This is a genomic window from Pseudoalteromonas phenolica (genome assembly GCF_005876835.1).
GTDB classification, from domain to species: Bacteria; Pseudomonadota; Gammaproteobacteria; order Enterobacterales; family Alteromonadaceae; genus Pseudoalteromonas; species Pseudoalteromonas phenolica_B.
In genome coordinates this window covers 1-22,113 of the sequence record NZ_PPSW01000047.1, presented here as the reverse complement: position 1 = coordinate 22,113, position 22,113 = coordinate 1, and the positions used below count along the sequence as shown (strand labels likewise).

At 39.4% G+C, this 22,113-nt stretch carries 20 protein-coding genes; 14 read left to right on the top strand and 6 right to left on the bottom strand.

Annotated elements, in window-relative coordinates; genetic code table 11:
- The first annotated feature begins 29 nt into the window (after positions 1-29).
- The 4 genes from C1E24_RS19750 (at position 30) to C1E24_RS19735 (ending at position 3,928) form a co-directional block, all read left to right on the top strand.
- The gene (locus C1E24_RS19750) at positions 30-869 is read left to right on the top strand and encodes a GGDEF domain-containing protein (protein ID WP_138484467.1); all 840 of its coding nucleotides are present in this window, start codon (positions 30-32) and stop codon (positions 867-869) included.
- A gap of 72 nt (positions 870-941) precedes the next feature.
- Positions 942-2,030, top strand: coding sequence for a methyl-accepting chemotaxis protein (locus C1E24_RS19745; RefSeq protein WP_138484465.1), 1,089 nt, complete (start codon positions 942-944; stop codon positions 2,028-2,030).
- Between the two features lie 95 nt (positions 2,031-2,125).
- Positions 2,126-2,917, top strand: coding sequence for a Rossmann-like fold-containing protein (locus tag C1E24_RS19740; protein WP_138484463.1), 792 nt, complete (start codon positions 2,126-2,128; stop codon positions 2,915-2,917).
- A gap of 156 nt (positions 2,918-3,073) precedes the next feature.
- Positions 3,074-3,928: an EamA family transporter gene (locus tag C1E24_RS19735; RefSeq protein WP_138484461.1), complete on the top strand. Its 855-nt coding sequence runs from the start codon at positions 3,074-3,076 to the stop codon at positions 3,926-3,928.
- A gap of 85 nt (positions 3,929-4,013) precedes the next feature.
- Here C1E24_RS19735 and C1E24_RS19730 read toward each other — a convergent pair whose 3' ends face one another.
- Positions 4,014-6,530: an alpha/beta hydrolase family protein gene (locus C1E24_RS19730; RefSeq protein ID WP_138484459.1), complete on the bottom strand. Its 2,517-nt coding sequence runs from the start codon at positions 6,528-6,530 to the stop codon at positions 4,014-4,016.
- A 219-nt stretch (positions 6,531-6,749) separates the two neighbouring features.
- On the opposite strand from C1E24_RS19730, the gene C1E24_RS19725 reads away from it, so the two are divergent.
- From C1E24_RS19725 to C1E24_RS19710, 4 genes are all read left to right on the top strand, one after another.
- Entirely contained in the window at positions 6,750-7,976 is a 1,227-nt protein-coding gene (locus C1E24_RS19725) for a glycosyltransferase family 4 protein (protein WP_138484457.1), read from the top strand.
- 136 nt (positions 7,977-8,112) lie between these two features.
- On the top strand, positions 8,113-9,339 hold the full coding sequence (locus C1E24_RS19720) for a threonine/serine ThrE exporter family protein (protein ID WP_138484455.1): 1,227 nt from the start codon (positions 8,113-8,115) through the stop codon (positions 9,337-9,339).
- Positions 9,340-9,500: 161 nt separating this feature from the next.
- On the top strand, positions 9,501-11,555 hold the full coding sequence (locus C1E24_RS19715; RefSeq protein WP_138484453.1) for a S9 family peptidase: 2,055 nt from the start codon (positions 9,501-9,503) through the stop codon (positions 11,553-11,555).
- 176 nt (positions 11,556-11,731) lie between these two features.
- Positions 11,732-12,415 (top strand): LipL32 family surface lipoprotein, encoded by a 684-nt coding sequence (locus tag C1E24_RS19710; protein ID WP_138484451.1) that lies wholly within the window; start codon positions 11,732-11,734, stop codon positions 12,413-12,415.
- Between the two features lie 64 nt (positions 12,416-12,479).
- Here the strand turns inward: C1E24_RS19710 and C1E24_RS19705 are convergent, their stop codons facing one another.
- The 4 genes from C1E24_RS19705 to norR all read right to left on the bottom strand — a co-directional run bounded on the left by C1E24_RS19705 (position 12,480) and on the right by norR (position 16,007).
- Positions 12,480-12,812 carry a zinc ribbon domain-containing protein YjdM gene (locus C1E24_RS19705; RefSeq protein WP_058032344.1) on the bottom strand — a complete coding sequence of 111 codons (333 nt, stop codon included), beginning with the start codon at positions 12,810-12,812 and terminating at the stop codon, positions 12,480-12,482.
- 395 nt (positions 12,813-13,207) lie between these two features.
- Positions 13,208-13,696: a bacterioferritin gene (gene bfr / locus C1E24_RS19700; protein ID WP_138484449.1), complete on the bottom strand. Its 489-nt coding sequence runs from the start codon at positions 13,694-13,696 to the stop codon at positions 13,208-13,210.
- Between the two features lie 3 nt (positions 13,697-13,699).
- Positions 13,700-14,170: a bacterioferritin gene (gene bfr, locus C1E24_RS19695; protein ID WP_130255370.1), complete on the bottom strand. Its 471-nt coding sequence runs from the start codon at positions 14,168-14,170 to the stop codon at positions 13,700-13,702.
- Between the two features lie 238 nt (positions 14,171-14,408).
- Entirely contained in the window at positions 14,409-16,007 is a 1,599-nt protein-coding gene (norR, locus tag C1E24_RS19690; RefSeq protein WP_138484447.1) for a nitric oxide reductase transcriptional regulator NorR, read from the bottom strand.
- Positions 16,008-16,191: 184 nt separating this feature from the next.
- Between norR and C1E24_RS19685 the strand changes: the two genes are divergently transcribed.
- Positions 16,192-17,409 carry an NnrS family protein gene (locus tag C1E24_RS19685; RefSeq protein WP_138484445.1) on the top strand — a complete coding sequence of 406 codons (1,218 nt, stop codon included), beginning with the start codon at positions 16,192-16,194 and terminating at the stop codon, positions 17,407-17,409.
- Positions 17,410-17,714: 305 nt separating this feature from the next.
- Here C1E24_RS19685 and C1E24_RS19680 read toward each other — a convergent pair whose 3' ends face one another.
- Positions 17,715-18,167: an Lrp/AsnC family transcriptional regulator gene (locus C1E24_RS19680; RefSeq protein ID WP_130255373.1), complete on the bottom strand. Its 453-nt coding sequence runs from the start codon at positions 18,165-18,167 to the stop codon at positions 17,715-17,717.
- A gap of 96 nt (positions 18,168-18,263) precedes the next feature.
- Between C1E24_RS19680 and C1E24_RS19675 the strand changes: the two genes are divergently transcribed.
- From C1E24_RS19675 to arsH, 5 genes are all read left to right on the top strand, one after another.
- On the top strand, positions 18,264-18,857 hold the full coding sequence (locus tag C1E24_RS19675; RefSeq protein WP_138484443.1) for a LysE family translocator: 594 nt from the start codon (positions 18,264-18,266) through the stop codon (positions 18,855-18,857).
- A 110-nt stretch (positions 18,858-18,967) separates the two neighbouring features.
- Positions 18,968-20,107 (top strand): alpha/beta hydrolase-fold protein, encoded by a 1,140-nt coding sequence (locus C1E24_RS19670; protein WP_171040940.1) that lies wholly within the window; start codon positions 18,968-18,970, stop codon positions 20,105-20,107.
- Between the two features lie 94 nt (positions 20,108-20,201).
- Complete coding sequence (locus C1E24_RS19665) at positions 20,202-20,546, top strand: HopJ type III effector protein (protein WP_138484439.1); 345 nt, start codon at positions 20,202-20,204, stop codon at positions 20,544-20,546.
- Positions 20,547-20,606: 60 nt separating this feature from the next.
- A complete protein-coding gene (gene sigZ, locus C1E24_RS19660; protein ID WP_138484437.1) occupies positions 20,607-21,161 on the top strand; it encodes an RNA polymerase sigma factor SigZ in 555 nt (184 codons plus the stop codon).
- 70 nt (positions 21,162-21,231) lie between these two features.
- Entirely contained in the window at positions 21,232-21,999 is a 768-nt protein-coding gene (gene arsH, locus C1E24_RS19655) for an arsenical resistance protein ArsH (RefSeq protein WP_138484435.1), read from the top strand.
- Positions 22,000-22,113 lie beyond the last annotated feature (114 nt).

The following is a 22,113-nucleotide window of genomic DNA, read 5'->3' as shown; positions in this document are numbered from 1 at the left end:
TAGTATGTGACTTAAACTAGATGTAGCAGATGAAGATTAAACATTTTTATGCCTTTATAATAATCACTACTTTGTGCCTAGCCTTTTTGCTTCTAAAAAGACCAGGTATAGACATAGATGCATTCGAAGAATTATTTTGGTTTTCTTGCACCGGTTTATTAATAGGTTATGGCGCCCAGTATGTCAGTAATCGCTTTTTAATCGTCGCTTGGGGAATGTACTGTGTTGGATTATTCCTAGATGTACTCGATGATATTCTAAGCAAAGACACACTCCCGCTGTTGGTCGCTGATACCTCACTAAAAAAGATTGGCCTGATTTTAACTTGTGTGGTGCTCTACAACGTTATTCATCACGAAAGAAAAATCATCAATAAACTAAATAACGAGATTACACGTCGAAAAAAGCTCGAAGAAAAATTAAGCTTTGAAGCCAATCATGATCACCTAACCCAACTCGGTAACAGAAAATCTTGCTTTGAAAACTTTACGGCATTGAGTAACAAATATCCTTATTTACTTTATTTTGACCTTGATAATTTTAAGTCTGCTAATGATACATATGGTCATCAAACAGGTGATAAAATACTAATTTTAATTTCCAATACTTTGCAATCCGAATTTGGCAATGATAACTGTTTTAGGCTTGGGGGAGATGAATTTGTCGCTTTTAGCAAAATACCTCCTGAAAACCTTGAAATGTTGAGGGAAAAATTAATAGAGCATATTTTTGAGTTCGGTGTAGGAGTCAGTATCGGCATGGCTCAGATAACGTCTAAAGAATCTCCAGATGAGATTATGCACCGTGCCGACTCAGCCATGTATTCTGATAAATCACACAAAATAATTCGTCAAAGACCAAGAACTTAGTGCGCTTATTTCTGGCACTTTTTAGATCATGCTGATAGTCTAATACTAATTTCTATTTGAGAGGGAATAGCTGTGTTCGGTAACTTATTTAATAATCAACAGCAAGAACAAGAGCTTCAGGCATTACGTCAACAAATACAGCTTTTACAGCAAGACAACGAAAAGCTTCAATCTGAGAATGATAACCTCAACGAATTACTAGTCGAAACCCAGGCTCAACTCAATGAGAACACCGATAACCAACTCCTTCAATGTGCTATTAATGGTTTATCTCAAGTTCGAGATATCAGAGAAACCGTTAGTCAGAGTTTTACTTCGATAGAACAAGAAAGCCAGTCTATTAACAATATCAATTCGATTTTCCAAACATCTGAAAAATCTTTGTCTAATATTTTATCAGGTATGGATGGGCTAACCGAGAATATGGCGACCATGACAACCAATATTTCTGGTTTGTCGCAGATGGCTGATAACATCAATACCTTCGTTACCACTATCTCTAAGATTTCTGACCAAACTAACTTACTGGCGCTTAATGCGGCAATTGAAGCTGCACGCGCAGGTGAGGCAGGTCGTGGCTTTAGCGTCGTAGCTGATGAAGTTCGTGCGCTTGCTAACAATACCAATGAGTCAGCAAACGAAGTTTCAGACCTTGTTAAAAAAATCATGGATACAACACAGCAAACGGTAAACGCGGTTAATGTGATCCAAAGTTCAAACCACAATCTATCCGAAAGTATCGCGCAACTAAACGATGATTATTCAAGTATAGTAGGTAGCTGTGGTTCGATGAAAAACACCATCATGAATGCAACCACACAGACGTTTGTGCAAACTGTAAAGCTAGACCATGTTGTGTGGAAGTCTGATGTTTACAACCACCTTATTGGACTAAATTCACAGCCAATTTCTGCATTTGCTGATCATGCAAGTTGCCGTCTAGGGACGTGGATGAATTCTGAGGGCCACAAAAAGTTTGGTGATTTAAGTGCATTTAAACGCCTTGATGCCCCTCACAAGCAGGTTCATACCAGTGGTGTTGAAGCAATGAATTTATTTGCTCAAGGAAACAAACAAGGCTGTATTCAAAAGCTTAATCAAATGGAACAAGCATCTGCTGAAGTTATGTCTTTGCTAGATGAATTAGCTAGACAAGCTTAATAGCTTCTCCTGAACCTCTAGAAGAAGATGACGAGCCTCGTATCTTGAGGCCATAAAATATATAATCACGCCATTGTTATTTATACATTGTAGTTATGAAACTAAATAAACAGTGGCGTATTTTGACCGTTGGTGATGGCGATCTCAGTTTTTCCCACGCACTCTCTTTACAATTTCCTCGCTCACAGCTTATTGCCAGCGTATATGATTCAGAAACTGTATTGCTTGATAAATATAAAGATAATGCGCTTAATGCTTTAAAACAAAAACAATTCAAAGTATTAACAGAATTTGATGTCACTGAACCGGGCTCATGGAAAAGGATTGCTAGCAAAAGCATCGATGTGGTGATATTTCAATTTCCATTAATTCCGGCATTTTCTAATCTTGATGATTTTAAACAGCAGAGTCTGTCAGTAAATACCTTAAACAGGCGTTTATTAAGATTATATATACATTTCGCGCATAAGTACGTACTTGACCCTGCAGGTCCCATGTTGTGCATTATCACCTCAAAAGATGTGAAACCTTATTGTGAGTGGGATTTAGAATCTTCACTGACACAGGGCTTGGATATTAACTATCTTGGTCAAAGTATATTTAATATCAATGACTTCTCTGGTTATAAAATCAGAAATGTTGATAGAGATAAGCATGTAAAAGACACCAGTGGTATCAGTTATGTGTGGTCTGCAAAAACAACATCCGACGAACTTCCTCACCTTAATCGGCCGCATTACCTTTTAGATAATCATTGCAGCTTCTGTCGCGCAGGCCCTTTTCTTACCGACAAAGATAAGATCGCGCATACAAATTCTAAGAAGCATAAAAATATGAAAAAGCACCATGACGATTGGATGGCATATTTAAAAAGCGAGACTTTGTAATAAATGTGATTATTTATCTCTCATAAAAAATAACAGTATGCTAGAAATGTAGATGCTCACCGAAAAAGCTATGAATAATGTATACAAGCCTATTGAGCAAAGTGAATTTCACGATTAGACTACGCCTCTGATTTGATACGAGAGTAAACATAACCAATGGCAAATAGAGATTTGCTTTTCGCGGTGGCTTGCTTACTGTGTGCAATGATCACCATTCAATCTGGTGCATCTATTGCCAAACAACTCTTCCCTTATGTTGGGCCTGAGGGTACGACTGCTTATAGACTTGGTTTCTCAGCCCTTATTTTATGTCTTATTTTTAGGCCATGGCGACACGTGCCAAAAAAATGGGGGCCAATTGTCGTCTATGGCCTTTGTTTAGGCGGCATGAATATCACTTTTTATTACGCCATTGAGCGAATACCGCTTGGGATAGGTGTAGCTCTCGAATTTACCGGTCCCCTTGCGGTTGCTTTATTCTCTTCAAAACGAAAACGAGATTATTTATGGGTGTTGTTTGCCATTGCAGGTATTGTATTACTTCTCCCTGATATGAGCACTCAAGAAGGGCTCGACCCAATAGGCGTAATACTTGCCCTAGTCGCAGGTGGATTTTGGGCGGGTTATATTTTATTTGGTAAAAAAACCGGTAATCAAGGCTCAGGTGGCGCAACCGTTGCAATTGGAATGGCAGTTTCAGCACTCGTACTAGTCCCATATGGTGCAGCCTCACAAGGTGCTGCATTATTGAATTGGGAGCTTATCCCGCTTGGTATAATGATAGGTATTTTATCAAGTGCGCTCCCCTATAGTTTAGAAATGGTTGCGCTAAGAAATATGCCTGCACAGGGATTCAGTATCATGATGAGTTTAGAGCCTGCTGTTGCCGCTGTAGCCGGACTTATTATCTTAGGAGAGCTTTTAACGGTATGGCAATGGTTCGCTGTTTTTATGATTATTATTGCCTCTGTGGGTAGCTCATTGAGTAATAAGGAACAGCACTCAATTTAAGATTTGTAGAGCAACTGAAATTTTGACGGTCGAATTATAAATTAAATAAAGCCGAGGTCGTCCTCGGCTTTATTATGTTTAATGCTTAGTACTGTTGGAAGTTAGTATTATTTAAAAGGTAGTCTTCTGACGTTGGCATGACCCACTTTTCTAGCCACTGCTCTTGCTCCCATAACACATGTAAAATCGCTTCTATTGACTGATACTCATGTGATTCATTCGGAAGTAATACTAAGCGAGCTTCTTTCTCTAAGCTCAATAAGGTTTGATATAGTAACTCGGCTTGAATTTTTGTCGCCTTATCATCATCTTTACCATGGATAATCAGAACCGGTACTTTAATTTTATCTACAGCATTAAAAGCAGATACACCACTAAACAAAGACGCCTTTTGCCAATAAGACTCATCACTGTCTAAATACCCTTTGCTTGCCATAGTCACATTATATTGACCACTTCTTAAAATGCCTGATGAAAAGTAATCCGTATTTGTCAATGCAAGTGAAGCTAAGGTTGCACCTGCACCATGACCAGCGATTGAAATTTTTCCAAGCTCTGCCACGCCTTTTGCAATTAGCGCGTCCGTTGCCGCTTTGAAACTAGACTTTAGATCTGTCATAAAAGCTGCACTTGAAGCCGCATTTTTTAAACTTGGCATACTCGGGTTTTCTAGAATTGCGATGCCTTTTGCAACATATGCCACCATATCTTTGTGGTTGCTCGTTACAAACTCACCTTTCTTGTTGTATATATCATTACCTAACCAAAATAAGACGGGTAAGCTACCTTGAGTTGCATCGTAGTTATTTGGTAAATATAAGTTAGCTGTTAACGTTTGACCATCGGCGCGACGATATTGCAATTGCTCTTTTTTCACACCAATAAAACCTTCTATTGGATGCGTGTTTCTCGTTAGTTGCTCCAAGGTGTTGAAGGTCAAATCACTGATAAAAAAGTTAGTAGGCTGCAACTGAGTCTCTTTGCTAAACAAAAAACGCATGCCTTCATCATCAAGCAGTGCAATCAAAGACTCAGAGAATTCAGGCTGAGATTGCCACACTGTCGACTTACTGTTTGTTTTCGCATCAAAACGTTCTAGTAATTGAACGATAGAGTCGCCTTGAATTTGTTGGCTATGCACAAACAAATAACGACCACCAACTACTTTTAGCGCTTCAGTGCCTAAGTCATTTCTTTGTTTAATAAATTTATGCCAGGTTTGAGACGAGTTTGTTTCTGTAAATGTTTTAAATTCAACACGACGTTGGTCTGCATTTCTCGGAGTAATGATGCTTTGTCGACGCTTGTTATCATCTAACGACTTTTCAGTAAGCAATGCCAAACTGTCGTTAAACCAATCTATTTCATCTAGCTTCCAATCTAATGTTGCGAACGCTTGAGGCGCTTTACGAAACGGTGCACTGACAGTAAATAAGTTATCTGAACCATCAGGTTTAGCTTCGGCCCATAAAGCCGTTGCGCCTTTATCTAAACGCCACTGGAACTTATGTTTTTGTACAATGGGTGAGTCTAAAGTTTCAACGAGTGGGTTTGCTGCTAATTCATATAAAGCATGACCTGTCATGCCCCAGACTTGCCAAACGTTGGCAAAATTTTCAGGCGGCCTATCTGATGTAATGGGATCATCAATCATATTGACAATTAAATTGGTTGAATCAGGAGACACATCGAAATGATTTAAAAAGGTCGCTTGCCCAATCGGCTTTGCAAGTCCACTTAAGCTGATTTTAATAAGTTGGCCTTGTGCAAAGAATTTAAACTGATCGACAATCGGATCGGGTTTAATAACCTCAGAAGTCAGCTTTCCATTTTCATCAAGCTGGTTTGTTACTTCGTTTGACTCAGGTTGCGCCATCACTTGTAATGCTTCACTTGTAATTAGCTCGCTTTGAGTTGGTTCAGCAACTTCCTCTACAGGACGAAAGTACTCAGTGATAACTAAACCATCTTGATTTGGGATGTTAATACGTTGCTCTTTTATAGGCTCTACGGGCTCTTCTAATAATGGTTTGCCATGATTAATAGCAATATTAACCACAAACCCCGTGCTATCTGGTAACCATTGATAAGGAGACGTTGTTAAGAAGCCATTTAAGGTCGATTGAGTGACTTGCTCTAATCGTCTGGTCTTAACGTCATAAACCCATAACGTTGCAGAATTAACCCGCTCTAAAACAAGACTTAAATAACGACTATTCGCAGACCATTGCACGTCTCTAATCTCGCCTTCAGGTAGGTTATTGATGTTAAGCACAGAACCCGAAATCACATGACGTATTTCAATATCAGCATAACGCTTGAGTGATGCGTGCGAGTAATTGAATGGGTTAAAGTTAATACCAAATAAAGACAGTTGCGGTTGTACTTGTTTAGATGAACCAATCGCATGCTGTGACAACTCAACTAACCAGTCGTTGTCTGGGCTCATTAAAATATCTGGTGTAGACTGCACTTCGACTAAACGCGCAAACTCTTCCGTTGGTGTCTTGAATCCGATCGTGTTGGCATTCGCAATGGCTTCAGATGATATTAACAATGTAACGAAAAAAGCGCCAAATACAAACGATATTGTGCGATTCATACTGTTCCCCTAATCAATTAGTAGCGAAATAATATACTTAAATCATTAAAAATGCAGCTATTTACGTAAGTTCGACAAACTCAGGACTTATGGAAGATTTCAGAAAATTTTAAATATCTAAGTCAGTAGAGTAGTTCTTTTAAATACAGTACAACATCGAGTTTTTGAGTAAATTCAGGTAGACTTCGCGCCTCTAAAATCAACATCTATGAGAGTACAATGAGCAAACGTGTTTTAGTAATTGGTTATGTGTGGCCTGAACCGAACTCTTCCGCGGCAGGCACACATATGATGTCTTTACTGAAGACGTTTAGAAATCAAAACTGGCAAGTTGAGTTTGCTACGCCCTCACAACCAACAGAGCACATGATTGATCTAAATAATTTTGGGATCAGCAGTAAAGAAATAGCCTTAAATTGTTCGAGTTTTGATGAATATATCACACACTATAATCCCGATATTGTGATGTTTGATCGCTTTATGATGGAGGAACAATTTGGTTGGCGAGTCGATAAGTTTGCCCCTAATGCTCTTAAAATCTTAGATACAGAAGACTTACAATGCCTAAGACAAGCAAGACATACTGCCCATAAAGGCAAACGAGACTTTACCTTAGCCGATTTACAAAGTGATATTGCCAAACGTGAGATTGCCGCTATTTTACGTTGTGATTTGAGTTTAATTATCTCTAGTTATGAAATGTCATTGCTCGAATCTCATTTCAAAGTTGATTTGAACCTATGCCACCACCTACCTTTTATGGTTAATCTTGAGAACTTGCCAAAGTCTTTGCCTGAATTTGAGCAAAGAGCCCACTTTATGACCATAGGTAACTTTAGACACGCACCTAATTGGGATGCGGTTTTGTACTTGCAAGAAATTTGGCCTCTTATAAAAAAACAGCTACCTGAAGCTGAGCTACACATTTACGGCTCATACCCACCTCCGAAAGCCACAGCCTTGCATAACCCAAAAACGGGCTTCCTGATTAAAGGCTGGGCGGAAGATGCAAATAAGGTCATGCAAAATGCCAGAGTGTGTTTAGCGCCATTGAGGTTTGGTGCAGGCATTAAAGGCAAGCTATTAGAAGCAATGATAAACCAAACACCGAGTGTAACCACAGACATTGGTGCTGAAGGCATGACTGAAGACCATACATGGCCTGGTTTAATTGCTAATAACGCCCAGACGTTTGCTGATGCAGCAGTAAAGCTTTACCAAGATAAGAAGCTGTATGAGGAGAGTAAAAATGCTTCTGAACAGCTATTAAAGTCTTTTTATAATCAGCAGCTGTTAGAAGCGTCATTAGTTAAACGTATTGTCGATATTGCTGATAATTTAGAGGCGCACAGAATGCAAAATTTCATTGGGCAAATGTTAAAACATCACACCATGAAAAGTACACAGTATATGGCGCAGTGGATTGAGGCAAAAAACAAAAAATAATTCACAATAAATTGCTAGACATACCCTCAAAAGTGATTAGAATTCGCACCGTTTCTAACAAAGCATACCAGTTAGGTTAACTTCGGCTATAGTTAACCTAATATTTACTTTTACCACTCTCATTTGGTTTAAAAACTTGAACACAGCTAGTTTTACGCAAAAAAGAAAGTTTATTGTTAAGCTTGGCAAAATGCTGCACAAATATGGTACGCCAGCCTATCGACTTGAAGCGCACTTAATGGAAGTCGCAACGCACTTAAATTTAAAATCGTCTTTCGTTATGTCACCAACTTCAGTGACCTTTGTTATATGGACTGACGGCCACGAAGAAGAATATACCCATGTGGCGCGCGTAGACCCAGGAGATCATGACTTAGGCTCTTTGGCCGATACGGATGATGTAGTAAACCGTGTACTTACTGCTGAGTTATCTTTAGAAGAAGCTGATAATGAGCTTGAGGCCATTTTAAATAAGAAAAGTCCTTATAATACTTGGATGACAGGTTTCACTTTTGCACTCTCTGGTGCTGCTTTTGCCATGTTGATGGGCACTAGTTGGAACGATGTGCTTTGGTCTGGCCTGATTTCATTAGTGGTGTTTTTGTTTGTAATATGGTCTGGACACTCAAAGCGTGTCTCGCACATGCTTGAACCTTTAGTTGCTATTATTGCTGCCCTCGCAGCATGTGCAGTAAGCAGTTATTTAGATCCGGGCGTTAATATTCGATTGGTTGTACTCTCATCAATCATCGTTTTCATTCCTGGTTTAGCGTTGGCGCTTGGGTTTGCAGAACTATCGGCAAGGCATTTAGTTTCAGGCACAGCACGTGTCATGGACTCTATAATGCTTTTATTTAAGCTATATTTTGGTGCATTTTTGGGCATAAGCTTGGGCTTTGCCCTTTTCGGTAAAACCGACTTCATTCAACCTGAAGCTCTACCTAAATGGACCGCTTGGTTAGCTATCTTACTGTTGTGTTGTAGCTTAATAATTATATTCAGAACTAAACTTAAACATGCAAGTTGGTCTATCGCATCTGGCTTTATCGCCTATGCGGCAAGTATCAGCGCTGCGGTTTACTTTGACTACAGCATAGGCGCATTCGTTGGTGCTTTTGCTGTAGGCGTGTTTAGTAATTTGTTTAACCGTGTAGTGAATGCACCCGCTTCAATAGTGGCTATGCAAGGACTTATTGTTTTGGTACCCGGTTCTAAAACATACATTGGTTTGAACTCATTAATTGAAGGACAAAGCTTCGTGAATGCAGACCAAATTGGCCAACAAACGTTTTTGATCTTCATGTCACTGGTCGCGGGGTTAATTTTCGCAAACGTGGCGCTGCCCCCTAAGAAAAGTTTATAACTACGATTAAGGCTGCATAAATGAGCAGCCTTCTTTTCTATTAAATAACCAACATTTCTTTTAAAATCTTGTCGTTAATTATTCTCGCTTAATCGCAAACACTGGAAATCAGTATTTGTGACTATAAAATAGCGCACAAAACTGAACAACAAGGTCATATAATGAAGTTAATAAAATCAACAATTGCACTTGCAGTGGGTTTAGTTACCTCGTCTGCACTTGCAAATGACACAATAACAATCGAAGACATTCCAAAAATCCAATCTGTTGGACAAACAGCGGTAGATCCTGAAGGCGAACTTGTTGCTTTTACACGCTCAGTGCCAAGAGAGCTTTATATTGATGCTAATGGCACAAACTACTCAGAGCTTTATGTTGTTGATGACAAAGGCGTTGAGCGCCCTTTCATCACAGGTAAAGTGAGTGTTCGCAGCATTCAGTGGTCTGCTGATGGTGACTTCATCTACTTCCTAACCAAAAAGAAAACTGACAAATTCACGTCTTTATACCGCATCGCTGCTAACGGTGGTGAGTCACAAAAAGTATTATCATTAAACGGTACTTCAATCTCTAGCTACAAGCTAAACCCAAATGGCAAACAAGTTGCCATCTTAGCGATGCCTGCTAAAGATAAGACTGAAAAAGAACTTAAAAAGCTTGGTTTTATGGCTGAAGTTTATGAGTTAGGTCTAAAAAACAAACAATTACATCTTGTTGATTTAGTGCAATCTGAAAAAGCGCTTAAACCTGCTGCGGTAGAAATTGAAGGCTATGTAAGCGACATCAACTTCTCTGATGAAGGTGACAAGTTACTTGTTAAAACTCAGCCTACAGCGCTGATTGACGACAAATATATGAAGTCACAGTGGCACGTGATGGACGTAGCTTCACAGAAAATTACCACATCTTTCAAAACAGAAGGTAAGTTAGGTGCTGCCGAATTCTCATACGAAGGCGATTATGTTGCCATTCTTGGTGCAGAAGACAAACACGACCCTGCAACGGGTCGTCTATATCTAGGTAATGCAAAGACAGGTGAAATTGAAGAGTGGATCCCGAACTTCATGGGCCACATTGGTGATTTCGAGTGGGCTAACCGTCGTAACACATTAAACTTTGTTGCAAACGTGGGCGCAGAAAGCTTCGTTGGTCAAATTAAAGTAGGCTCTAACAAATACAAGAAGATTGTAAAAGAAGGCAAACTGATTGCTTCTAACCTATCTGTATCTGACTCAGACAAGACCATCGTTCTTCGAGGTAACACTGACACGCACCCGAACGAAGTTTTCATGCTTCGCGGTAAAAAGACAAAACGCCTTTCAGATTCAAATGATTGGTTAAATGATAAACGCTTTGCGAAACAAGAAAACATTTCTTTCAAAGCCCGTGACGGTGTAGAGATTGGCGGCGTATTAATTTACCCACTTGATTACCAAGAAGGTAAACGTTACCCACTGATCATGGCAGTTCACGGTGGTCCTGAAAGCCATGACAAAGACGGTTGGTTAACGAGCTACTCAGATCCAGGTCAAATGGGTGCAGCTCGTGGTTATGCTGTTTTCTACCCGAATTACCGTGGTTCAACCGGTAAAGGCGTTGATTATTCTAAGCTTGGTCAAGGCGACTATGCGGGTAAAGAGTTTGACGATCTAGTTGATATGAAAAACCATTTAGTTGAAATGGGCTTAGTTGATAGCAAGCGCGTTGGTATCACTGGTGGTTCATACGGTGGTTATGCTTCTGCTTGGGGTGCAACTAAACTGACTGAACACTTCGCGGCAAGTGTTATGTTTGTGGGTGTAACAAACCAACTATCTAAGTTTGGCACAACTGACATCTCTAATGAAATGTACCTTGTACATGCCCGTTCATACCCTTGGGAAAAGTGGCAATGGTACCTAGAGCGCAGCCCGATTTACTGGGCAGGTCAGTCTGAAACACCATTACTGATCATGCACGGTAAAGACGACCCACGAGTTCACCCTGCTCAGTCAATGGAGCTATACCGTTACATGAAAGTACAGGGTAAAGATGTTCGTCTAATTTACTACCCAGGTGAAGGTCATGGTAACCGTAAAGTAGCTGCACAGTATGACTACAGCATTCGTTTAATGCGTTGGATGGACAACTACCTAATTGACGGCAAGAAAACCATGCCAACTTACGAAATCGACCATGCTGCAAATTTAAAAGCAGCAAAAGAAGCTAAAAAGTAACTTAACTTCCTTAAAAACAACCAAAAGCCACCTATTTTAGGTGGCTTTTTTGTATGAGTTACACTCAACTTAGATTAGCTAAGATGAAAAATTTCCATAAACTAGTACTTTAGTAATAAAACTTTCACGCGTATACTCTATGCTCATTTCTAAAATAGTGACATGGAGTCAAATCAATGAAAATCTCTCGTTTAACTCTACCATTCGTAACTGCTGCAATTTTAGCGGGTTGTTCGGCAACAGGTCCTCACCTTAAAAGCTCTATTTCTGAAGGTGTAGCGGGCATTGAGGCGCGTTTACCTTATGCTAATTACTCGAATTACTTTGGTTATGTAGACTCATCAGTACAGCCTGAAGGTAAATACAAAGGCAAAGATACTTATTATCTTTATGCCTGGGTACCTGCTGCAGTTGATGAAATCGGTGTATCTATGATGTCACCGGCGGTTTCAGCGCCAGCAGAGGCTGACTTTAAACATGCTAATTATACGCCTGGCATGCAAAAAGATGCTGATAAATTCTTTGATACTTATATTGTGTTTGATCGTTTAAATATCATCGACAATACAAAAATCAAAAACGGTGGCAAGGTGCTACAAAACTTAGGGCGTAACGACGACACTTCTGAGTTACCAGCAAACCCAAGTGGCGCAAATTATAACTCTCTTCTTCGTAAAACAACGTCAATGAATAACGCAAGCGAAGCGCTTGTTCGTGGTGTTTACAGAATTTCATTTACGTCATTCCGTTCAAACGTAGAAGGCTCATTTGAAGCGACAATTGGTACTAACGTTCCTGGCGTTAAAATCGCAGCATCGCTTGAAGAGTTACATGAATTGGTAAATGGCAATAAGCTTTAAGCTCAACCTTTACTAATGACAAAAGGCCCGATCCGGGCCTTTTTAGTTTGAGGCATTATATCTATTAAGCTTTTTTAACGAACTTAGCTGTTACCATCATTTCGCCAACACCATCCACTTTACAGTCAAGCTCATGGTCTTTTTTATCTAATACACGACGAACTAGGGCTTTAGTGCCTATTTTTATCACTTGTGAGCTACCTTTGATTTTAAGATCTTTAGCAACAGTCACTTTATCACCGTCAGCAAGCACGGTACCGTTTGCATCTTTCACTTCAAATGCATCTTCGTCTACTTCATTTGGGTTCCACTCGTGTGCACACTCAGGACACACAAGGTTTGTTTGATCTTCGTATACGTATTCAGAATTACATTTAGGACAAGGAGGTAATGACATATTTCACAACTTCTAAAATTACAATGCCGCTATTCTAATGGCTAAAGAAGTATCATGCGAGGAGATTTTGAAAAAACCTGATCAACCATCAGCTTTTAACGATGTTTAATTCAGGTTAAATAAGCGTTGTTGAAATAAGTACTAATGTTGATGTTCAGATAGGTTAAGAAATAATGTCTACACTCTTAATTATGTTAGCTATTCTCAGCTTAATATAAAGCGAGCTGAACTTTAATGCTTTAACAGGCCGCTAAAAAGGAGGTAAAAACGGCCCTGTGCAAGTTAAAGGCTGACAATAAAGTTCGCTCATATAAAAAATTTAGGGCAAGTTCTGAATAAAAACAATGCCCTAAGCATTGTACTTTTGTCTATAAAAACAACAAAAGTACATTCAATTACGCATCCGGTGCACTATTATCCATCTGCAATTGTATGTAGTTTGGCAGACCCATTAGTTTGATTAGGTTTAGGTGTTGTTCAAGCCAATAAATATGATCCATTTCTGTGTCATCTAAGAGTTTCTCTAGAATTTCACGGGTCACATAGTCTTGTGCTTTTTCGCACTCACCTATGATGTTTTTTAAACTCGCAGCGACTGTCATCTCAGCCGTCAAGTCGTTTTCAAGCATTTGCTGAACGTTATCACCTACATTAATTGGCTGACGAGAGGCTGTATCTGGTTTACCTTCTAAAAACAGAATGCGCTCAATAATAGCCTTTGCATGATCTAACTCTTCATCATATTCATGCGCCAATTTGTGTCCTAACTTGCCCAAACCCCAGTCTTCGTACATTTTAGAATGTGCGAGATACTGATCCATTGAGGTTAATTCCAGCGTTAACTGCTGATTTAGTAGGTCGATAATTTTTGGATTACCTTGCATAATTTACTCCTCAACCTGCGACTGCAGATAGTTTTGAATACCAGTATGTTGAATTAAGAATTGCTGTGCTTCAATCCAGTCGACATACTCTTCTTCGTATTCAAGGATCTCTTCTAACAGTTCGCGAGAAATGTAATCTTGCTCTTTCTCACACAATTCAATTGCCGCTTTTAAAGCTGGGATTTGCTCTAATTCAAATGCCATATCGCAGGCGAGCATTTCTTCGGCATGTTCGCCGATACGCAATTTTTCGAGGTGCTGTAAGTTTGGTAAGCCTTCTAAAAACAAAATGCGCTCGATGAGATCGTCAGCTTGTTTCATGTCTTTTATAGATTTTTTATAGGCTTTTTCGTTAAGCTCTTCTAGCCCCCAGTTTTTGAACATACGGGCGTGAAGGAAATATTGATTTATCGACGTCAGTTCTAATGTCAAAATCGCATTTAATTGCGCAATGACTTGTTTATTACCCTGCATAGGGCCCCCTAATAAAAGTTACGAGACGCCCTATAACACTAGACTAAAATTTAGTCACTGCAAGACCATTTAAAAATAAGCAAAGAATTAATATATCCTTTTAAAATAAACAACTTATAACATAATTGAGAGTGATTTAGATTAGTAAAAACACTCTTAACACCATACTTTTTTACTAACCCTGTTAAACTAAATAAAAATCGTGTTCATTTAATTAATAAGTCTCTGTTTTATTTAATTAAATTGATTTTTTAACTGAGATCCCTAAGCGTTTAGCCAAACGCACTAAATTCGCTCTATCCAGTTTTAATATCCTGGCTGCTGCTGCCCAATTTAGATCATGCTCTAACAAAGCCTGCTCTATTAATTTTTTTTGAAATTGCTCAGTTGCTGACTTTAATGAATCAATTTGGTTCAAATCTAAACTATTTTGAGCGAGGCTTGAAGTTTGTACTTTTTCAAAACAAGACTGAGCATTGTGATGAGCTTGGTTATCTTTAAACAATTCACAATCACTTTCATCCACACTGATAATATTATTTGGCCACTGTTTTTGTTTTGCTTTTAATGCTGCACGACTTATCACATGTTCAAGCTCGCGAATATTGCCCGGCCAATTGTAAGATTGCAGTAATTGATACAAACTCGGCGACAACTTTAATTGCGCAATGCCAAGTTGCTTACTGACTTTTTCAGCAAAGAAGCCTGTCAGTAACGGAATATCATCTAGGCGTTCGTTTAAAGAAGGCACTTTAATCGGGAATACACTCAATCGATGATACAAATCTGCGCGAAAGCGCCCTGCTTCAACCTCTTCTAATAAATTTCGGTTGGTCGCTGCAATGACCCGCACATCAACAGATTGGGTTTTATCAGCACCAACAGGTTGAATTTCACCACTTTGTAATACTCTAAGTAACTTACTTTGAGTATTAAGCGGCAACTCACCGATTTCATCTAAAAAAATCGTGCCGCCATCAGCAAGCAAAAACTTTCCATCACGATGTGAATTTGCCCCCGTAAAGGCGCCTTTGCGATAACCAAATAACTCACTTTCGGCCAACGTCTCGGGTAAAGAGGCACAATTTACTTGAACGAACACTTTGCTTGCACGCAGTGATTGATTATGCAGAGAGTGAGCAACTAGCTCTTTACCTGTGCCAGTTTCACCCGTGATAAGCGTTGTAAAGTCTGAACTTGCAACTAACTGAATGTCTCTTTGTAATTGCTTCATGGCCAGACTTTGCCCAACCATTTCATATTGGCCTTTACTCAGTTCGGTGATTAAGTGACTGCCCTGCTGCGCTTTAGTGAGCAGGTCTTGAGTCAGTAGTATGGCACTGACATGTCGCGTCAAAGCTTCATTCACCATTTGCAAATAAGACGGCGCATAGTCTTCAAAAATGCCCGCATTTAAACTGTCTACTGTGATCACTCCAAGCAAATGCTCTTGATGCTTGATCGGAAACCCCATACACGCGTGAACGGGAATATCACCTTCTTGTGCAATCAGAAGTCCGTCATAAGGGTCTGGGAGTTCACTATTGGCACTGAATCTGACAGCCTTATCTGACTGACTAATTGCCTGTAAACGTGGATGCTTATCTATAACAAAGTGTCTACCCAACACATCTGGCATTAATCCTGATATGGCAACAGGTACCAGTTTGTTATTTTGATAGAGCAACAAGGCAATGGCATCACTAATAAAGCATTCTTTGACAGCCTGAATAACGGCTTCAAAACAATGCTCTACGTCGAATTGTGTAGAATTAGGTAATGCCCGAGCCAGCGCTCTATTAAGCATAAGTAGTGAAGATAACGAGCGTTGCTCCATGTTTTTTTGACTCTTTAATTACCAAAAGACTCTCAAAGTTTATGTCAAAATGACTCTCCCATTCAAAATATTATTTATTAAACCTTACTAATAATCTGATTTTAATAAGAATAATATTTGGCATAGTAAATGCCATTACATTCACATGCCCTAAAAAGATAAATTAACAAGCTGTGGAGTAGTAATGAGACCTATCAATTTAACCGAGCCGGTGCCTAGTGAGTTTAAACTTTTCAAGCCACATCAATGGCCATTATTCATGCTTGGCTTTCGGCCATTCTTTTTATTAGCAGGGTTTTGGTCAGTGCTCGCTATTTTGCTTTGGCAATTTATTTTAAATGGCACACTCTCTTGGCAAGCACAAATTCCTGCGACACTTTGGCACGCACACGAAATGATCTTTGGCTTTGCTTCAGCGGTGGCTATAGGCTTTTTACTGACCGCAGCACAAACATGGACCGGCGTGCCTGGTCTTTCTGGCAAAGGCTTATTCACCCTTGCCACGATTTGGGTTTCTTGCCGAGTTATTTTCTTTTTTTATGCAGACAACCAATTACTTTTGCTACTTGGGCAAATATTTTTCTGGCTCTTTGCCATTGCTTATTTGAGTCATATGCTGGTGTCATCGGCTTCAAAACACAATTACATCATGATTGTTGTACTTGCCTTACTCACTTTATTTAATAGCGCATTTTTAATGAGTACTTGGTTAGGTGAATATTCTTTCGCTCGTTTATTCACACAATTGGCCGTACTCGGCTTTATGTTATTAATTGGCATTATTGGTGGACGTGTCATTCCATTTTTTACAGCGCGTGGTTTAAACCGAGATGAACAAGTAAAAACACCTAAGCTTGATAAATTGCTGCTGTTATTTAGCCTATTGGCGATGACTGGGTTTGCTAGCATCAAACTCTTTTCTCTTGATATCAATGTTGGTTTTGTTTTACTTCCTGCTGCCACTTTGCATTTAACTCGCACCATTTTGTGGTTTGATAAAGAGATCTTTAAAGTACCGCTGCTTTGGTCACTGCATTTAGGCTACTTTTTAAGTGCAGTTGGCATTTTATTTCTCGCGTTTAGCTACCTGACAGGCCAAATTAATCCGGCCGATGCACTGCATTTAATTACCATTGGTGGCATTGGATTAATGATCTTGGCAATGATGGCAAGAGTCTCACTTGGTCATACTGGTAGAGCATTAAAACCGGCAAACATGTTAGCTTTGGCATTCGCTTTCATAGCTTTAAGCGCACTAGTTCGATCATTCATGCCAATTGTTTATTCTCCTCATCTGGCGTGGAATATCAGCGCTTATTTGTGGGTTGTCGGCTTTGCCATCTTCTTGTGGTTTTATACACCTATTTTAATAAAGAAAAGAGTTGATGGACGTAGAGGTTAAAAAGCCGAGTTGGCATTAACATCAACGATTCATTCTTTGAAATCAACACGGTAGCACCGACTTTATGTCGGGTATAAATAGTTTGCGAATTAGCGAAAAAAATATCGGATGATTCGCTGCCCCCCCGGTAGCACCGACTTTATGTCGGGTTTAAATAGTTGGTGAGTTGGCGATAACAATATCGACTCATTTTCTGAAATCAACTCGGTAGCACCGACTTTATGTCGGGTTTATAGAGTTGGCTAAAAGCTACAAGATAATAATTTTTAACACCAACTTTGTTTTCTACTGTTTTAACTAAACCGCTACTGACGCGTATCTTTTGGAGAATCCATCACTACATGGGTGGTGATGGTTCTCACCTGAGAAATTGAGCCCAGCACATCAGCATGAAGCGCTTTAAAGGTATGTAGGTCTTTAGTTTCTATGCGCAAAAGATATTCATACGGGCCCGTCACATTATGGCATTCTTTGATTTCATCAACATCCTGAAGTGCTTGCTCAAATGCGAGTTGAGAAGGTGTTGAGTGCTCAGTCAACCCAACAGCCACATAAGCGATAAAACCAACGCCTAGCTTTTCTGGATCAACCACTGCCTTGTAGCCTTTTATCAAACCTGACTTTTCTAATTCTTGCACTCTTCTCAAGCAGGCTGAAGGTGACAAACCAATTTGCTCAGCAAGCTCTGTGTTGGCTATTCGTCCATCCTTCTCTAGAATGCGCAATATTTGCTGGTTATATCCATCTATTTTCGTCATTAATTGCAAAACCCAAGCTTATAAAAGTGAAATACGCGTGATAATTGAGCATAAAACTCGCTAAGCTTGTTTTAACACAAGTAAAGGAATAATCCTATGACACAAGAAATCATTCTCGCGTTTGCGGCGTTCGCATTTGTTTCATCTATCACGCCAGGACCAAATAATTTAATGCTGATGAGCTCTGGCGCAAACTTTGGTTTTAAAATGACTGTGCCACACCTAATGGGTGTAGTAATTGGCTTTGCTATTATGATTGAATTAGTTGGGTTAGGCGTAATGCAGCTATTCAATGCTTTTCCAGTGACTTACGACATTTTAAAAGTCGTTTCTATTGTCTATTTGCTTTACCTTACCTATAAAATTGCGACGGCAACCCCCAGTGAGAGCAAAGATATTACAGAAAAAGGCAAGCCTTTTTCATTTATGCAGGCCGCTCTCTTTCAATGGGTCAATCCTAAAGCATGGACTATGGCACTCACTGCGGTGAGCGTTTACGCGCCTGAACAAAACTTACTCACAGTCACTATTATCTCTGTTATTTTCGCAGTCGTCGGTTTTCCTTGTGTAATGAGTTGGATTGTCTTAGGACAAAAAATGCAGGCAATCTTGAAACAGCCAAGTCATATGAAAAAGTTTAACTGGGCCATGGCGGGTTTATTAATCATCTCTATTGTTCCAGCGCTTTAAGAAACTGATATAAACTTTTCATCAGCAAAATATCAGTTTTTTATCAATAGAAAATCAATTAATTAGCTGTATTTACTTTCATCATGGTGACAACTATTCAAGGAGTCACCATGAACATAATTAAACACTTCACGTTATTCATACTTTTACTCGCCTGCCTATTAAACTCGCTCGCATACGGACAGGAGCAGCAAAGTAAGGGCGTTAAAACAATAAAGCATCAGTTTCAATCTAAGGCAGCCAAACAAACGATTTCATTTGATGTCATATTCCCGTGGGGATACGACAAAAATCAAAAATACCCTGTCCTTTATACCACATCTGGAGGCAGTCGAATTGATATGCTTACTTATCAAACCGATTGGCTAAGTCATGTTGAAATGGGTCCCATGCCTGCCATTATCATCGTGCAATTACCCCAACTTAATGTTGAGTCAACACTACATCCTAAATTTGTATCGGCTTCCGGCGTTGCCAGCCCATTGACTTTAAATGTGCTTAAAAATGAACTCATCCCATTTATCGATAAAACCTACTTAACATACGACTACAAGGTACTAGAAGGCTATTCGAGTAACGGTAATTTTGTGCTGCATGCGTTTGAACAATCGCCGACTTTATTTAATGGCTTTATTGCCAGCTCACCAGCTCTAGAGTTAGACAAGTCAGGACTTATTGAAAGGCTTTCAAAGCTAAAGTATTCAGAAAAATACCAAGATAGGTTCTTTTATCTTTCTCTTGGCTCCTTCGTTAATAACGCTCCACTGTTTGAAAACATCAAAGCTAATTTTAGTCAGCAAGCGTTTCACGCTCGATTTTCAGATTACAGCCAATATAATTTTTTATCTGTTGCAAGCCTAAGTATTACCGATGCTATGGAACACCTATTTGCTGATAAAAGCCCAGACATTGCGCAATTTGCAAATGAGGGCCTACAAAGTGTTATTGTTTACTTTAAAAAGCTCTCTGAAAAATACCAGCAAACGCTTAGTCCAAACCCAAGCTTAATCGATTTAAGTTTTTACTATGTGGAGCGAAACGAAGGTGAAAAAGCTATTTCAACTATGCAATATTTAGTCAATTCGCATCCGGAAAATACCTTCTACTTAAGCAGGCTCGCAAAGGTTTATGATCAATTAGGAGAAACTGAAAATAGCCGCCTTACATTACAACAGGGTATTAAGCTCGCAATCAAGCTCAACAATGAAGATGCCCTCACCTATTTCAAAGGTGAATTGAGCAAACTTTAGACTCAGTTTGTTTAGGCAATGTAAGCAGCTTAGTTTTATTCAATTGAGCTGCTAAGCTCTGCACGTTAAACTCTGCAAAAAGAGGAACAAACTAATGACATTAAACGACTTCTTAGCTCAGCTTAAAGCCCAACCAGAAACCATTACTTTTGAACTATGTCAGCAAACAATTGCGGATAATTACACTTATACTGCGTCAGCTTTTAATAATAACGGCTTGCAAAGCAGTGCCGAACAAAACCAGGGCTCTTGTAAAATCTTAGCTTTTGCACGACTCAATAATTTAAGCAAAGAACAAACACTGCATTGCTTTGGTGATTATTATCGTATCGACGTTGTTCAACACCCAGAAAATGACGACCACGGTAATATCCGTACACTTTTGAAAGCTGAATCGAGTGTAGCAGCAGTTACTTTCGACGGTACGCCACTGCAGTAAGCTTTTAGTCATTCAGATAGTGGTTTAAGATAAAAAAGCTATAAACTACTATTTGAAATTATGTCTATCGAACAAATTTGGGCTGAGTATAAAAACAGCCTGCACGCTTTTTTACTGTCGAAAGTCTCTAACCCAGCTGACGCAGAAGAATTATTACAAGATATCTTGTTAAAAACACATTTGCAGATCCACCAGCTAAAAGATCAGGCCAGTATCAAGCCTTGGCTTTTCCAAATTGCCAATCACGCCATTATAGATTTTTATCGAAAACACAATAACTACCAGCATACCGAGTTAATCGAGGTAATTGAAAAACAAGACGCAAACATTCGAGCTGATTTAATTAGATGCATAGAGCCATTTTTGCAGGCCATGCCTGAAGATGAAGCTGACTTAATAAGAAAGATTGACTTAGAAGGCTGCTCGCAAAAACAACAAGCTGAACAGCTTGGAGTAAGTTACTCCACCTTTAAGTCTAGAATGCAAAAGAGTCGAGCTGACTTAAAAGTGCTTTTCGATCGCTGCTGTGATTTTGAGTTAGATAAACAAGGCAATCTAATTGACTATCATAGAAAACCACAACAAACCGAAAAAGAATTAAATAGAAACTCTTAAAATAGTTTCGTCTTTTTGCACCGCGCTTCGTCTTAATAAGTGAATACAAAACACCACTATTGGAGATGTAATGCGTTTTTTAAACAACCAAACTTTTGACGTTACCCCTAAGCAATTCTCAATCAGCAGTCATAAACCGCGTGTATTGGTGCTTTACGGCTCACTCAGAGCAAAATCAATGAGTCGTTATGCTGCAGAAGAAGCGGCAAGAATACTCGAGCATTTAGGCGCTGAAGTGAAGTTGTTCAACCCAAAAGGGCTTCCTCTTTTTGATAATGGCGTATCGGTGGAAGACGAAAAAGTCCAAGAGTTACGTGCTTTAGTAAAATGGTCAGAAGCACAAGTTTGGTCTTCTCCCGAAATTCACGGCAACATGTCGGCTGTGCTTAAAAATCAAATTGACTGGATCCCACTCTCAGAAGGTGCAGTAAGACCGACACAAGGTAAAACACTCGCCGTCATGCAAGTATCAGGCGGCTCACAAAGCTTTAATGCGGTAAATAATATGCGTGTTCTCGGGCGTTGGATGCGTATGTTAACCATACCGAATCAGTCTTCAATGGCTAAAGCTTGGCAAGAGTTTAACGAAGACGGTACGATGAAAGAGTCCGCCTACCATGCTCGTATTGTCGATGTGATGGAAGAACTAATGAAATTCACCTTGCTGACTCGTGACAATCTTGATTGGTTAGTTGACCGATACAGTGAACGAAAAGAAAGTATCAATACTGCCATTAAAGAACAAGTGAGTCAGGCTGATGTATTTGAAGTAAAGTCCAAGTGTAAAACAAAGAAACAAGCTGCTGCGACGAATACTTCCAAAGTAGCATGTTGCTAATTTAAGCCATATTACTTTCTGTATATGTATTGTTAGATTTAACAGTTACCGAATACTGGAAGTTAATACCAATCCTCAATAATACTTAATCATTTTGAGGGACTAAAACTGACG

Excerpts from the sequence above, each read along its gene's own strand:
- C1E24_RS19750 (WP_138484467.1), top strand. The coding sequence starts at position 30 with ATGAAGATTAAACATTTTTATGCCTTTATAATAATCACTACTTTGTGC.
- C1E24_RS19715 (WP_138484453.1), top strand. The coding sequence starts at position 9,501 with ATGAAGTTAATAAAATCAACAATTGCACTTGCAGTGGGTTTAGTTACC.
- bfr (WP_138484449.1), bottom strand. The coding sequence starts at position 13,696 with ATGCAAGGTAATCCAAAAATTATCGACCTACTAAATCAGCAGTTAACG.
- bfr (WP_130255370.1), bottom strand. The coding sequence starts at position 14,170 with ATGCAGGGTAATAAACAAGTCATTGCGCAATTAAATGCGATTTTGACA.
- C1E24_RS19705 (WP_058032344.1), bottom strand. The coding sequence starts at position 12,812 with ATGTCATTACCTCCTTGTCCTAAATGTAATTCTGAATACGTATACGAA.
- sigZ (WP_138484437.1), top strand. The coding sequence starts at position 20,607 with ATGTCTATCGAACAAATTTGGGCTGAGTATAAAAACAGCCTGCACGCT.
- C1E24_RS19735 (WP_138484461.1), top strand. The coding sequence starts at position 3,074 with ATGGCAAATAGAGATTTGCTTTTCGCGGTGGCTTGCTTACTGTGTGCA.
- norR (WP_138484447.1), bottom strand. The coding sequence starts at position 16,007 with ATGGAGCAACGCTCGTTATCTTCACTACTTATGCTTAATAGAGCGCTG.
- C1E24_RS19710 (WP_138484451.1), top strand. The coding sequence starts at position 11,732 with ATGAAAATCTCTCGTTTAACTCTACCATTCGTAACTGCTGCAATTTTA.
- C1E24_RS19665 (WP_138484439.1), top strand. The coding sequence starts at position 20,202 with ATGACATTAAACGACTTCTTAGCTCAGCTTAAAGCCCAACCAGAAACC.
- C1E24_RS19685 (WP_138484445.1), top strand. The coding sequence starts at position 16,192 with ATGAGACCTATCAATTTAACCGAGCCGGTGCCTAGTGAGTTTAAACTT.
- C1E24_RS19680 (WP_130255373.1), bottom strand. The coding sequence starts at position 18,167 with ATGACGAAAATAGATGGATATAACCAGCAAATATTGCGCATTCTAGAG.
- C1E24_RS19730 (WP_138484459.1), bottom strand. The coding sequence starts at position 6,530 with ATGAATCGCACAATATCGTTTGTATTTGGCGCTTTTTTCGTTACATTG.
- C1E24_RS19740 (WP_138484463.1), top strand. The coding sequence starts at position 2,126 with ATGAAACTAAATAAACAGTGGCGTATTTTGACCGTTGGTGATGGCGAT.
- arsH (WP_138484435.1), top strand. The coding sequence starts at position 21,232 with ATGCGTTTTTTAAACAACCAAACTTTTGACGTTACCCCTAAGCAATTC.
- C1E24_RS19675 (WP_138484443.1), top strand. The coding sequence starts at position 18,264 with ATGACACAAGAAATCATTCTCGCGTTTGCGGCGTTCGCATTTGTTTCA.
- C1E24_RS19725 (WP_138484457.1), top strand. The coding sequence starts at position 6,750 with ATGAGCAAACGTGTTTTAGTAATTGGTTATGTGTGGCCTGAACCGAAC.
- C1E24_RS19670 (WP_171040940.1), top strand. The coding sequence starts at position 18,968 with ATGAACATAATTAAACACTTCACGTTATTCATACTTTTACTCGCCTGC.